14 protein-coding genes are annotated in these 12810 nt (G+C 55.8%); 3 read left to right on the top strand and 11 right to left on the bottom strand.

What is annotated here, in order from left to right; all coding sequences use genetic code 11:
* Positions 1-48: 48 nt before the first annotated feature.
* The 7 genes from W02_RS14725 to rpsF all read right to left on the bottom strand — a co-directional run bounded on the left by W02_RS14725 (position 49) and on the right by rpsF (position 4109).
* On the bottom strand, positions 49-1026 hold the full coding sequence (locus tag W02_RS14725) for a beta-ketoacyl-ACP synthase III (RefSeq protein ID WP_370467987.1): 978 nt from the start codon (positions 1024-1026) through the stop codon (positions 49-51).
* Positions 1020-2045, bottom strand: a complete 1026-nt coding sequence (gene plsX, locus W02_RS14720) for a phosphate acyltransferase PlsX (protein WP_173048999.1) — start codon at positions 2043-2045, stop codon at positions 1020-1022. The genes W02_RS14725 and plsX overlap by 7 nt, the downstream gene beginning before the upstream one ends.
* A gap of 159 nt (positions 2046-2204) precedes the next feature.
* The gene (rpmF, locus tag W02_RS14715) at positions 2205-2390 is read right to left on the bottom strand and encodes a 50S ribosomal protein L32 (RefSeq protein ID WP_173048997.1); all 186 of its coding nucleotides are present in this window, start codon (positions 2388-2390) and stop codon (positions 2205-2207) included.
* Positions 2391-2452: 62 nt separating this feature from the next.
* Entirely contained in the window at positions 2453-3046 is a 594-nt protein-coding gene (locus W02_RS14710; RefSeq protein WP_173048996.1) for a DUF177 domain-containing protein, read from the bottom strand.
* A 37-nt stretch (positions 3047-3083) separates the two neighbouring features.
* The gene (gene rpsR / locus W02_RS14705; protein WP_173048994.1) at positions 3084-3356 is read right to left on the bottom strand and encodes a 30S ribosomal protein S18; all 273 of its coding nucleotides are present in this window, start codon (positions 3354-3356) and stop codon (positions 3084-3086) included.
* A 20-nt stretch (positions 3357-3376) separates the two neighbouring features.
* Positions 3377-3775, bottom strand: a complete 399-nt coding sequence (locus W02_RS14700; protein WP_173048992.1) for a single-stranded DNA-binding protein — start codon at positions 3773-3775, stop codon at positions 3377-3379.
* Positions 3762-4109 (bottom strand): 30S ribosomal protein S6, encoded by a 348-nt coding sequence (gene rpsF / locus W02_RS14695; RefSeq protein WP_173048990.1) that lies wholly within the window; start codon positions 4107-4109, stop codon positions 3762-3764. The genes W02_RS14700 and rpsF overlap by 14 nt, the downstream gene beginning before the upstream one ends.
* Before the next feature lie 441 nt (positions 4110-4550).
* Here rpsF and W02_RS14690 point away from each other — a divergent pair, with 441 nt between their 5' ends.
* From W02_RS14690 to W02_RS14680, 3 genes are read left to right on the top strand one after another with little or no spacing between them, the layout of a single operon-like run.
* Complete coding sequence (locus tag W02_RS14690; RefSeq protein WP_173048989.1) at positions 4551-5735, top strand: hypothetical protein; 1185 nt, start codon at positions 4551-4553, stop codon at positions 5733-5735.
* Positions 5693-8827, top strand: coding sequence for a DNA polymerase III subunit alpha (locus W02_RS14685; protein WP_370467943.1), 3135 nt, complete (start codon positions 5693-5695; stop codon positions 8825-8827). The genes W02_RS14690 and W02_RS14685 overlap by 43 nt, the downstream gene beginning before the upstream one ends.
* Positions 8761-9420, top strand: coding sequence for a UdgX family uracil-DNA binding protein (locus W02_RS14680; RefSeq protein ID WP_173048985.1), 660 nt, complete (start codon positions 8761-8763; stop codon positions 9418-9420). Before W02_RS14685 ends, W02_RS14680 begins: the two co-directional genes overlap by 67 nt.
* A gap of 202 nt (positions 9421-9622) precedes the next feature.
* Here W02_RS14680 and W02_RS14675 read toward each other — a convergent pair whose 3' ends face one another.
* The 4 genes from W02_RS14675 to W02_RS14660 all read right to left on the bottom strand — a co-directional run bounded on the left by W02_RS14675 (position 9623) and on the right by W02_RS14660 (position 12766).
* Positions 9623-10117, bottom strand: a complete 495-nt coding sequence (locus tag W02_RS14675; RefSeq protein ID WP_173048983.1) for an acyloxyacyl hydrolase — start codon at positions 10115-10117, stop codon at positions 9623-9625.
* 171 nt (positions 10118-10288) lie between these two features.
* Entirely contained in the window at positions 10289-11380 is a 1092-nt protein-coding gene (gene ychF / locus W02_RS14670) for a redox-regulated ATPase YchF (RefSeq protein ID WP_173048981.1), read from the bottom strand.
* A 3-nt stretch (positions 11381-11383) separates the two neighbouring features.
* Entirely contained in the window at positions 11384-11971 is a 588-nt protein-coding gene (gene pth, locus W02_RS14665; protein WP_173048979.1) for an aminoacyl-tRNA hydrolase, read from the bottom strand.
* A 3-nt stretch (positions 11972-11974) separates the two neighbouring features.
* Positions 11975-12766 carry a 50S ribosomal protein L25 gene (locus W02_RS14660; protein ID WP_173048977.1) on the bottom strand — a complete coding sequence of 264 codons (792 nt, stop codon included), beginning with the start codon at positions 12764-12766 and terminating at the stop codon, positions 11975-11977.
* Between the last annotated feature and the right edge of the window lie 44 nt (positions 12767-12810).

The following is a 12810-nucleotide window of genomic DNA, read 5'->3' as shown; positions in this document are numbered from 1 at the left end:
AGTCAACGGGAAAAGTTGACTGAACTCATTGCGGAGAGACGGCTTTTCTTACCATCGAAGCAAGGCCGAAGCCCATGTGAGTCCCGCACCAAACGCGCCGAGCATGACGAGTGATCCGGGCTTGATCCTGCCCTGTTGGACGGCCTCATCGAGGGCGATCGGGACTGATGCCGCTGAAGTATTTCCATAGCGATCGAGGTTGAGCATGACCTTTTCTGACGGAAGTCCGAGCCGGTCGGCCACCGCTTTGAGAATGCGCATATTCGCTTGATGCGGCACATAGAGGTCGAGATCCTCCACGCCGTAGTTGTTGGCGGCCAACGTTTCACGGGCAATCTCTTCCAACATCCTCACTGCCACTTTAAAGGTTTCGTTCCCTTTCATCTTGATACAGTGCATCTTCTCCGCAATGACCTTGTCCGACAATGGCTGGCGAGAGCCGCCTCCCGGAACGGCAATAAGATCATGCAGCGCCCCGTCGGAGCGAAGGTGCGTGGAAAGGATGCCCCGGTCCCCCTCACTTGCACTGACGACTGCCGCACCCGCTCCGTCGCCGAATAAGATGCATGTATTTCGATCGGTCCAATCCATGATCGAAGACATTACTTCGGCTCCGATCACCAATACGTGGCGCATACCCGTTTTGACATAGGCATCCGCGACAGACAGGGCATATACAAATCCGCAGCAGGCGGCGGACAGATCGCAGGCCGCGGCACGTGTCGCACCCAATCGATGTTGAATGAGACAGGCGGTCGCGGGGAGTGGGTAATCTCCCGTGCAGGTGGCAAGGAGGATGAGATCCAGGTCTATCGGGCGAACATTGGCGTTCCGCAATGCCTGCAGCGAGGCCTTGACTCCAAGGTCCGAACAGGCCTCCCCGACTCCCGCCAGACGGCGCTCTCGAATCCCTGTCCGCTCCGTGATCCATTGGTCCGACGTCGCGACCATACTCTCCAAATCGGTATTGGTCAGTACCTTTGGGGGAACGTATGAGCCGGTGCCGCTGATCCTGGCCTTCATGATGCCGGGTCCGCCGGCGGTTCTTGCTGCTCAAGACCTTCGTCGATATCTCGTTGGATCAGTTCATGGACGCGCCGTTCGGCCAATCCCTTGGCCCGCCGGATGGCGTTCTTGATCGCCTTGGCGGAGGAGCGGCCGTGACAGATCATGGTGATCCCGTTGACGCCGAGCAGCGGCGCACCGCCGAATTCGGCGTAGTCGATCCTTCGTTTGAGTTTGAGAAGCGGCCCGGCGATGAGCGGATAGGCAAGCCTTCCCAGAAAAGAGGCAGAAATCTCCTTAAACAGCAGCTTCTTGATCGTATCGGCGACGCCTTCAGAAATTTTGAGCGCGACATTGCCGATGAATCCGTCACAGACGACCACGTCTGCGTTGCCGCTGTACACATCACGGCCCTCGACATTGCCGACGAAGTTCAACGCGCTGTTTTTCAATAATTTAAACGCTTCCTTCGTCACCTCATTGCCCTTGCTGTCCTCCTCGCCGATGCTCAATAAACCCACGCGCGGATTCGGTTTCCGAAACAGGTGCTTGCCGTATTCGTTTCCCATGATAGCGAACTGGGTCAGGTGCTGAGCCGTACAATCCACATTGGCTCCGACATCCAGCATGATGGCTTCGCCGGTCAGGGTGGGAAGGCTCGTCGCAATGGCGGGTCGCTCCACACCCTTGCTCAGGCCCAGCACAAAAAACGATGAGACCATACTGGCTCCGGTATTGCCCGGACTCACGACCGCGCCGGCATCGCCACTTTTCACCAGTTCCGTCGCAATCCAGATGGACGAATTTCGCTTTTTTCGGGCCACGGCAGCCGGAGATTCATGCATCTCCACGACTTGGGGTGCATGCTTGATGGTGAGCCGTCCGTCTGTACATCCGAGGCGGTGGCATTCATCGGCAAGAATTTTCTCGTCGCCGACCAGAATGACATCAATATTCATCTCTTGGGCGGCTTGGAGCGCACCCTCGATGCACGGGGCCGGCCCATGGTCACCACCCATCGCATCAAGCGCAATTTTCATCCTGACAGGTGTTGTCACAGGCAATGTGCGATCGGAGATTCAGATGGACGAACGCCTTCTTGGCAATTCTGTCGTTGCGGCGAGAGCTTAGCGCAGTAAATCAATTTCCACAACGGACTACGGCCCACCCCATGGGGACGGACCTGGTGGGGCTAGTCGCTAAACTTCTTCGACTTGGATGACCGCCTTGCCTTTGTAGGTGCCGCAATTCAGACAGGTATAGTGGGGAAGCTTCAATTCATGACATTGCGGACACACAGCCATCCCTGGCGGAGTGATGCGCAGCTTCTGGGTGCGCCGCTTGTCTCTTCTGGCCCTGGAATGTTTATGTTTCGGATTTGGCATCGCGCGTTCCTCCAACCACTCGGCAACAGCCGAATCAAGTTCCATGCATATGAATGAAGACTCTACTTTGTACTTCGAATGATTCGAATAGAACCGGACTGTGGCTCTGCCGGACACTGACAGGGTCCTGCATTGAGGTCTTTTCCGCAACGGGCACATAAGCCTGCACATTCGCTTCGACACAATGGTTGCATCGGTGCGGCCAAGATCACATGCTCACGCAGCATCGGTCCTAATTCCAGATGATCGCCTTGATACAAATAGCCGTCATCGTCCACATCCTCGTCCGAGCCCGTCTCGCGTTTGCTGAAGCCAGAATGTTTTGAGTCCGAGCTCCCTGGTTTTTGATGTCCCCCGAGCGGCTTGGGTTCCTTTTTCGCTTCTTTCCCCTCGCGGGAATACGCGGCGCGTACTGAAAACACCAGGGCCTCGTCATACTCTTTCAAACACCGCACGCATTGCCGGATCGCTGTGCCTTCGATCACTCCCGTCACGGCAATGATCTCGTCCGCTTTGAGCAGATCCAAGCTGACGGACAACGGACCCCGGAGCACCGTGTCGGCATCAGACAATTCCAACTCCTCAGCCGATACATCGCCCACAAAAGAACGTCCTTCGGCTGTAATGTCCGCAACCAGCGGAGTGAGAATATTCATCGTAACATCCGTGTGCAGCGACATCCCGGCTCGGTCCTTACCGTTCTTCGGCGAAACTGATGAGTGCGATGTGACGGGCTCGTTTGACCGCCGTGGTCAATTCGCGTTGATGCCCCAAGCAGTTGCCGGAGATGCGCCGAGGCACGATGCGGCCGCGTTCCGTCAAAAAATTACGCAACAGCCCCACATCTTTAAAATCAATCGAACCTTTTTCAATGCAAAACCGGCAGGGTCTGCGGCGCTGAAAAAACCGTCCGCCTCCTCCACCTCCATCACCCCGCCCACCACCGCCAGCACGTTCGCGTTCCATGCGTTGCTCCTTCGAAATAGTTACTGCTGCTCTTCGTAATCGTAGTGCGGTTCGTCGTGCGCCGGAGCCTCTTGACTCGAGCCGCTGTCAGTACGCTTCGGCATGAACGTCACGGTCTGTGCAACCACTTCATGTTTGCTGCGCTTCTGACCGTCATCCGTTTCCCAACGCCGCTGCTGCAACCGCCCATCGACGATAACTCCATTGCCTTTGCTCAAATATTGCCCACAATGCTCCGCCTGCTTCCCGAATACGACCACATCCACAAAACATACTTCTTCTTTCAATTCCTCGCCCTGTCGGTATCGCCGGCTGACCGCCAGGCCCAAAGTCGCCACGGGAGTTCCGTTCGGTGTGTACCGCAATTCAGGATTGCGCGTCAGATTTCCGAGAAGGACGACTTTGTTAAATCCGGCCACCGGCAAACTCCTCTGAGGGCGCCTCAGGAGCGCGCCGCGGTACCAGTTCCTTTTCAAGGTGGACGGTCAGAAACTTGATGATATTGTCTTCCAGACGATACGCCCGTTCCAATTCGCCGACGGTATTATTCGGCCCCTTGAAATAAAAATAGACATACGTGCCCTTGCGTTCACGCCGGACTTCGTATGCGAGCTTCTTACGTCCCCAATTTTCCGATTTGATGAATTGAGCGCCGGTCTTTTCGGCCACCGCTTTCATCTTTTCAATGAGGGCATTCGTTTCTTCGTCTGTAATGGACGGACGAATGATAAAGAGAGACTCGTAGAGTTCCATGCGGAGATCCTCCTGGACAAAGGCCCCCGAACCAGTCGGGAGCGAGGTGTAAGCGCGCGCTAATGAATCGTGCGAAATGGGAAACGTAACATAGCAATAAAATATCTGTCAATTACTTGCTCGTTCAATTTAGTGTCTCTTCGTTTCTTTCAGTGTGCATCGTTAGCACACGCTCCTCTGTTAAGGAGCCCTAACAGGCTGTTGAAAAATTGTTTTGGACCCGGAAAACACAGAGCCGTATGATCACTGATCGGGTCGGAAGAACTCACAGGATGTTCAAAAAGGTCTTCAGGCAAGAGGACTTTTTCAACATCCTGCTAAAACTTCCCGCTAAAAACCTTGACCATGGAATAGAACGGTCTCTCCCTACAGCTGCCTGTAATTTTTTATATCGGTTTGAGGGATTGACTCTGCACGATATTATTTGTAACCATTGGCTACATGGTCGACCGTTCTATCGTCTGTTTTCAAATTCCATCATTCGCAATCGCACTTGCCAGGAAGCATGAACCTTCATTGCGACATCGGCCTGTGGCTGCCGTCTCGTCTCGGGTATCCCGAGCATTGATTCGAGAAACTTCTCAAGAAGCGTTCGACGAAGGAGTGATGCCTGGCATGTCGGTTGACGTGGCCGGCCGGTTATGCCCTGCCCTGCGCATTGTCCTTTCTGACCTTTGGCGGCTCGAAGCCGCGCATCGAGAATTACAATCTCGTATCGCCTATTTTGCACCGGTATGGGAATCGATCCGCCCAGGCTCATTGTTTCTTGATCTGACCGGCACCACCCGCCTCTTTGGCGCTCCCATGGATACCGCGACACGTATCGGACGGGAGATTATGCACATGCAGGGATTGGACAGCGTCATTGGACTGGGCGGCAGTAAGTTGGTCGCTCAACTTGCCGCCACGTCTCTCGACCGCCCGACACGAATACTCTCTGTTCATGCCGGCTCGGAACGGTCGTTCCTTGCACCGTTACCAACCATGTTGCTCCCAGGACTCCACCATGTGCAGGCGTCTCACATCAAACGTCGTCTGGACGATTTAAACCTCCGGACGTTCGGATCCATTGCCGACGTGTCACCAGACCATCTGAAATCGGCATTTGGCTCAGCGGCCGAGTCCCTTCGTAACTGGGCGCTTGGGATCGACTCCTCTCCTGTGCGACCGCCGATCGCACAACCCTCCATCGAACGTTCGGTCGATCTGACGCCTGGTGAAGTGGATTATCACTATCTTTTAGGGCGGCTCTACGAGCTATCGGAACAACTCTGCATGGCACTTCGGCAACAACGACGAACCTGCCGGCGGCTGTGCTTGACCATCCGTCACAGCGATGGGAACGAACGGATCGTACGCCAATTCCTTCCATGCGCCACCTGCTGGGAGGCCGATCTTCAGCCGGTGCTGACACACTTGCTGATACGCGGCTTCCGTCGCCGTGTCCGGCTCAGACGAATGGTACTTTGCGCTGATCGCCTGGAATTCCCGCATGAGCAATTATCCCTGTTTGTGTCGACGGCCGGCACTGAGCCGACGGCGCATCATCGGCTCTCCCTCGCATTGGATCAAATCCGGGAAAAATGGGGAACAGGAGCCATCTCCCGTGGGCGAACCTCACGATGACGCCTTCCAAGTTCATTCATCTTCACGTGCATTCGGATTATTCTCCGATGCGCGGGGTGTCACCACTCGCCGTGCTTTGCGAGTCGGCGAAAAGATACGGCATGACCTCCCTCGCCGTCACGGATACCAACGGACTGTATGGCGCCATCAGATTCATCGAGGAAGCGCGTCACTACGGGATACGGCCTATTCTCGGCGCCGAATTGACGGCGGGCGAACATCGCACCGTATTACTGATCAAAACTCTGGAGGGTTATTCTAACTTATGCCGCCTCTTGTCCGAACGGCACTCCGGTTCCTCCTTTGATTTTGTCACTGCGGTTGCCCGTCATCGCAGCGGACTGATTCTCATCACCGATGACGAAGAGGCGCTCACGGCCTGGGGGCATGATGCCCGCCAAGACCTGTATGTCGAGTTGACACCGGGCCCGGCCATGCATCGGGCCGTCCAATGGAGCCGACGTACCGGAGTGCCTCCCGTCGCCTCCAATCGAGTGTATTTTGCAAACCCATCGGACATCGAAACCCATCGTCTCTTGCGGGCCATTGATCTGAATACCACCCTGTCTCGTCTCCCGCCTGAAGCCTGCTGCTCACCGACTCAATGGCTGGCATCACCCGAACATATGACGTCGCAATTCCCTCACGTACCGGAAGCGCTGGAGAACACGGTGCGGATCGCCGGCGCCTGTCACAGCGATTGGACGTTCGGTAAGTTGGTCGTTCACGCTTTTCAAGGACTGTCGGATGAAGCAGCGTGCGTCAAGCTGCGCAAACAGACGTATGAAGGCGCCGCGGCCCGCTACGGCGTCGTTTCCCATGAAATCCGTGAACGGATTGAAAAGGAACTCGCAGTCATCAGAGACAACCGGTTTGCGCATTACTTTCTGATCGTCCAGGACATTGTCTGGTCACGCCTAACGTGCGGCCGAGGTTCGGTCGCCGCCTCGATTGTCTCCTATTGTCTGGGCATTACCCACGTAGACCCCCTCACGCATAAGCTGTTCTTTGAACGGTTTTTGAATTCCGGGCGTAAGGATCCTCCCGACATCGATATCGACTTTCCGTGGGACGAGCGCGACAAGATTATCAACGATGTATTCAAACAATACGCCGGTCGTATCGCCATGGTGGCAAACCAGAATAGCCTTGGCTTGCGTGCAGCCATCCGCGAAACCGCAAAAGTCCATGGCATGCCGGCACAAGAGATCACGGCGATCTCCTCTCGCATCATGCGCCAGCAGGGGTTTCTGAAAGCCCAGACGCGCGAACAATGGGTGCATGAACTTTCCGGATCCCTTCGATTACATGCCCCCTGGCCCGACATTCTCTATCAGGCTCTTGGAGCACGGAATCATTTCCGACATCTCTCCCAGCATTGCGGAGGAGTCGTAATCGTGCCGGATGACATCCGGCGGTACGTGCCCATCGAATCGACGACGACTCAGCGGCCCGTCATTCAATGGGAAAAAGACCAGGCAGAAGAGGCGGGACTCGTCAAGATCGACCTACTCGGAAACCGCTCGCTGGCCGTCATTCGCGATGCACTGGCCGCGATCGCCAGCCATACCGGACGATTGCTCGACTATGCGTACTGGGATCCATTGCAGGACGAGGCCACTAAAGAACTAATCCAGCGCGGAGATACTATCGGCTGCTTCTATGTCGAATCACCGGCCACGAGGTTGTTGCTGAAAAAACTGTGGAGCGGCATGCCCGCCGCGTGCCGGGCGACTGCGGATGTCTTCGAGTATCTCGTTGTTGTCTCCTCACTTGTCCGGCCTGCCGCCATCACTTTCGTCCATGACTTTGTACGGCGGGCACATGGCGAACAATTCAAGCCATTGCACGAGAAGCTGAAGCCTATTCTGGCCGAGACGTTCGGCATCATGGTGTATCAGGAAGATGTCACCAAAGTCGCCATGGCCCTGGCGGATTTTTCCGTGGAAGACGCGGATCAACTACGCAAGATTATCAGCAAAAAGCATAAAGAGCGGCAGTTGGGTGATTACTATAGACAGTTTTGCCAAGGAGCAGCCAGAAACGGTGCCTCGCCACTCGTGATCGAGCAGATTTGGCGGATGATCATGAGCTTCGCCGGCTATAGCTTTTGCAAGCCTCATTCAGCCAGCTATGCGCAGGTATCGTTCAAGGCTGCGTACCTTAGGGCGCACCATCCGGCCGAGTTTATGGCCGCGGTCATCAGCAACCAGGGTGGGTTCTATTCGACCTTTGCCTATCTTTCCGAGGCACGGCGGATGGGACTCGCCATACTCCCTCCGGATATTAACGCCAGCGACTGGGCGTATCGCGGTGAGGGGGATCGGATCCGCATGGGCTTGATGCAGGTCAAGACGATCTCCAAGGATCTTGGTGAGCAGATCATCAAGAAACGGACGGAGGGCGGTCCTTTTCGTTCGTTCTCAGATTTTTTGAAGCGCGTCAACTTGAAACCAAGTCAGGCACGCGCATTGATTCGCGCCGGCTGCTGTGATGCGATTGCCGGAGAGCTTACGCGACCGGCGTTGTTGTGGCGGCTGTATGCGGAGGCCTGCCTATCCTCTGGACCGTTGCCGGTTCCTGAGGATTACTCGGCTTTGCAGAAGCAGCTCCATGAAAGAGAATCGTTTGGTTTTTTGATAAGCCGCCATCCGTTGACCCTCTATCGGCGGCAAATCGAGCGACTGCGACCGGTCCCGGCCTCCCGGATGGGTCGTTTTGTCGGACATCGTATCACAATGGTCGGCTGGTTGATCACGGAAAAATCCGTGACCACGAAAAGCGATCTGCCCATGGAATTTATCACGCTTGAAGATACCACCGCCCTGTATGACGGGACTCTCTTTCCGAACGTGTATCGGCGCTGCCATCATCTCCTGGCACCCGACCGGCCGTATATCGTGCGCGGGCTTGTCGAGGAAATGCTCGGCGCCGTCACCCTGACGGTTCATGATCTTCAATTGCTCGAAGGCAAGGAACAAGAATCAGAGGCGCGCATACCCCCAGAGCCGTGGTATGAGAATGCATGCAACGCCGTGATGACCGATCCGCCGCTCCGTTCATCCCCGTCAGACTGGCCCTGCCGGCACTGAAACGAGCCGCCGCAGTCTGTACCGGATGCGATCTCTATCGGCAAGCTACTCAAACGGTGTTTGGGGATGGGCCGCCGCGCGCCGAGTTACTCTTCGTGGGAGAACAACCGGGCGACCAGGAAGACCGGACAGGCCGCCCCTTTATTGGACCGGCAGGAAGGGTTCTCGATCGTGCGCTGGCAGACGCCGGCATTGCCCGGACACAAACCTATGTGACGAATGCGGTCAAACACTTCAAGTGGGAGCCCCTCAGCAAGCGCCGAAAGCACAAGAAACCTTCTGCCAAGGAGCTGGCCGCCTGCCGGCCTTGGCTGGAAGCTGAAGTACAGACTATCAAGCCACGCGCGATCGTATGTCTTGGGACGACGGCCGCACAAGCTATCTTTGGCAAAGCTATCCGCTTGCATGAAATGAGAAATCGGCGATGGAAGACGTCCATGAGTCCGAATGTGTTCGTGACAGTCCATCCGTCGGCGATCCTTCATCAGCCCGACGCAGCCCGACGCAGCGAGGAATACAAACGCTTTGTCGGCGAACTGAGACGCATCGCACGGTCAGTTCAACAAATCCCTAGAAGCAGGGTCCGCTACTAGATGCGCGCAAAAAATCAGATTGATGTGTTAGCAACGATAGCGCGGTTTCCTGGGAAAGACAACTTCGGCCTATGCGCGGTGAAGAGAGATAGGCGCTTGCTGATGAACCGACAACCAAGGCTATGTAGTGCAGAACGATCGTGGCTTTCATGCAGGAATGAGCGCCCAAAAGCGAGTGGATGACGAACGTTTGGTCTCCGCTTCACCAATAGGGCTCGAACCAGTAGATGAGTTCTAGGAGATGCAGATCAACGCCGCGGCTATCACTTCCGTACATCGCGGCATCGGAATAATGTTGGAAATGATAGCCGAGTCCGATGGGACCGGCTATTCGGCTGCGCACTCCGAATGTCCAGACAAATTGGAACGGTCCACCGAAATTTTGCTTGCCAAATCTGTAGTCGGTGAGTAGGGCCCCGCCGACGCCGATATCAATGGATACGCGTTGATCTTTTCGACCGAAGCTGACATCAAACGGCATCAGCGTGAATATTCCATTGGTTTCATGTGCTCCTCGGAGAGCCCCGGCAGAGGTCAGGAGACGAGTTCCCAGAATCCAGTCAGATCCGACCTCCCATTGCCACGGAAGCTTCGCGGTGAGCGCAAGGTCGATCTGACCAAAATCCGTCTGTTGCTCTTCCCCAATCACCGAACTGCCGCTGACGCCTCCCCTCAAGAGCAAAGATTCAAGCCTCATCTCTGCCGCCTCTGTGAATGACGGCGGCGCCAACATCCCCAACATCGCCATAATGAGAGGGCACAGACCCCAGGGGATCCAAATCTTACGAGGGTATCGATTGTCCGCTAATGCCGAGCCGTGGAAGAGAGGGATCAATTGATTGTCATGGGAGGCATAAGAGCAGTTTGATCATACGTTAAATCGAAAATAGACGATATCCGCTTCTTGAATGACATATTCTTTGCCTTCCAGACGAAACAACCCTTTTTCCTTTACTTTGGCTTCAGATCCATGCGCGAGGAGATCGTCATACGTGTAGACCTCGGCACGAATGAATCCCCGTTCCATATCGGAGTGGATCTTCCCTGCCGCCTGCGGTGCCTTCGTCTGTTTCACAATGGGCCAGGCACGCGACTCGATTTCTCCCGCTGTGAAAAACGTGATGAGGTTCAATAAGGCATAGGCTTCCCGCGTGAGACGGACCAGTCCTGATTCCGTCAACCCCATCCCTGCCAGGAAATCCGATCGTTCGGTCTCAGGCAGCGTTGACAATTCTGCTTCCAACTGACCACAAATCGTCACGACACGCGCGCCGCGCTTCTCAGCAAAGGTGCGCACCGTCTTGACCAGAGCGTCATCTGTGTCCCCGCTTTCCGAAACGTTCGCGACGAATAGAACCGGTTTGGCGGACAATAGCTGGCATTCATCCAAGAGCGTGCGCTCTTCAGAGGTGTAGGTCAGATTGCCCAGCCATTCACCTTTGTCCAATCTGCCGATCATACGAGAAAGGAATTCGATTTCAAATGCGGCTTTCTTGTCGCCAGCCCGCACTTTCTTTTCGGTTTTCTGTCTGCGGCGTTCCAGAGAGTCGAGATCGGCCAGCATCAACTCTGTTTCGATGACTCCGATGTCGCGGATCGGATCGACGCTGCCGCTGACATGTACGACGTCCGTTCCCTGGAAACATCGAACTACATGGAGCAGGGCGTCCACTTCACGGATGTGCCCCAGAAACTGGTTGCCAAGACCTTCTCCCTTACTGGCCCCTTCCACCAACCCGGCGATGTCACGGACCTCAAGCGTGCTGTACGTCGTCTTCTTCGACGCAAAAATGCTTGTGAGTCTTTGAAGCCGAGGATCGGGAACCAGCGCAATGCCCGTATTTGGATCGACAGTCGCAAACGGATAGTTGGCTGCCAGTGCACCCCCACCGGTCAATGCATTGAAGACTGTGGTTTTTCCAACGTTCGGCAGCCCGATCATGCCGCAACAGAGCCCCATACCTTATCCTTCCTGTTCGTCGCCTGAATTATCCCTGATGTTGAATTGATTCATCGCGACATCGACGCCGCGGGAGATTAGACATTCCAGCGCGTCGACGGCCCGCTCCAGCACAGGATCGATGACGGCCATGTCATCTGCCGTCACCGGCGCCAATACGTAGTCCGCAGAGTCGACACTCGGAATCGGACGTCCAATCCCGATTTTGACCCGTACGAACTGTGAGGTCCCGATAGCCTGGACGATCGATTTGATTCCGTTATGTCCACCGTGACCGCCGTTTTGTTTGATACGGAGTCGCCCGGGTTCAAGATCAAGATCGTCGTGGATGAGGATAAGACTTTCGGGAGTGAGCGAGAGATCTCGGAGCAGTCCTTTGACCGGCGGGCCGGTCACGTTCATATAGTCAAGCGTGCCGGCGAGTTCAAGCGCTTCGGAGCCAATACGCCCAGCTCCCCGGCAGGCCACTCCCCGCCTGAAGAGACGTACCGACCATCGGGCAGCCGCCCGCTCAAGGACCCACATTCCGGCATTGTGGCGGGTCCGGGCGTATGAAGTCCCGGGATTACCCAGTCCAACGAGCAGCCGCAACGGTTACTTCTTCTTCTCGGCTTCTTTCTTCTCAGCCTTCGGAGCGGCCGCAGCTCCTTCTTTCTTTTCTGCGGCCTTTGCGTCGGCCCCAGCAGCCGGCGCTCCCGCCTTCGCCGCCTCGCCTCCTTCAGTCGCTTCGGTCGCGACCTTGCCTTTGATGGCAACCTCCGGTTCTTTGGCTCCCTCAGCCCCTGCAGCTTGGCTGGTCAGAAGCGCTTCGAGTTTGGCATCCGACATGGGCACTGCCACACTGACGACCATCTGCTCGGGATCATCGAGGTACCGAACACCATCGCGCTTTGCAATCTCTTTGAGGTGAATCCCCTGTCCGATCGCAAGCGGGGACGCGTCGACTTCAATATAGTCGGGCAGTGCACCAGGCAGACATTCGACATGCAGCTCGCGCATATTAAAATGAAGGATGCCACCCTCCTTGACGCCGACCGGAACGCCACCCGTGACGTGCACGGGAACCTTGACCCGGATAGCCTTCTCCATTGAAATTTCGAACAGGTCGGCATGAAGGACATGCCCTTCGACGGGATCGACCTGAAAATCCCTCAATAGCGCCGTCCGTTTCGGCTTCGACTTGGCCCCATTGATAGTCAAAGAGATCAATGCTGTGCTGCCGGCCTGCGTTTTGAGTATCTTCACCAAAGCATCCGGCTCTATCGTCAGCAGCAGACATTCTCCCTGCCCGTACAACACACCCGGGACTTTTCCGTCGCGGCGTAGTTGCCTGGCGGCTCCTTTCCCCGTTTTTTCTCTGACCGTGACCGCCAAATCGAATTTCATGACACGCCTCCGTCCACGTTAGAACTCGTAATATTCAGCCGGCG

This window comes from Nitrospira sp. KM1, assembly GCF_011405515.1.
In the GTDB taxonomy this organism is placed as follows: domain Bacteria; phylum Nitrospirota; class Nitrospiria; order Nitrospirales; family Nitrospiraceae; genus Nitrospira_C.
This window is presented reverse-complemented; position numbering and strand designations above follow the sequence as displayed.

Coding starts and splice junctions, on each gene's coding strand:
- ychF (WP_173048981.1), bottom strand. CDS start 11,380: ATGGGGCTCTGTTGCGGCATGATCGGGCTGCCGAACGTTGGAAAAACC.
- plsX (WP_173048999.1), bottom strand. CDS start 2,045: ATGAAAATTGCGCTTGATGCGATGGGTGGTGACCATGGGCCGGCCCCG.
- W02_RS14690 (WP_173048989.1), top strand. CDS start 4,551: ATGGTCGACCGTTCTATCGTCTGTTTTCAAATTCCATCATTCGCAATC.
- W02_RS14680 (WP_173048985.1), top strand. CDS start 8,761: ATGCAACGCCGTGATGACCGATCCGCCGCTCCGTTCATCCCCGTCAGA.
- W02_RS14685 (WP_370467943.1), top strand. CDS start 5,693: ATGGGGAACAGGAGCCATCTCCCGTGGGCGAACCTCACGATGACGCCT.
- W02_RS14675 (WP_173048983.1), bottom strand. CDS start 10,117: ATGAGGCTTGAATCTTTGCTCTTGAGGGGAGGCGTCAGCGGCAGTTCG.
- W02_RS14710 (WP_173048996.1), bottom strand. CDS start 3,046: ATGAATATTCTCACTCCGCTGGTTGCGGACATTACAGCCGAAGGACGT.
- rpsF (WP_173048990.1), bottom strand. CDS start 4,109: ATGGAACTCTACGAGTCTCTCTTTATCATTCGTCCGTCCATTACAGAC.
- W02_RS14660 (WP_173048977.1), bottom strand. CDS start 12,766: ATGAAATTCGATTTGGCGGTCACGGTCAGAGAAAAAACGGGGAAAGGA.
- rpsR (WP_173048994.1), bottom strand. CDS start 3,356: ATGGAACGCGAACGTGCTGGCGGTGGTGGGCGGGGTGATGGAGGTGGA.
- rpmF (WP_173048997.1), bottom strand. CDS start 2,390: ATGCCAAATCCGAAACATAAACATTCCAGGGCCAGAAGAGACAAGCGG.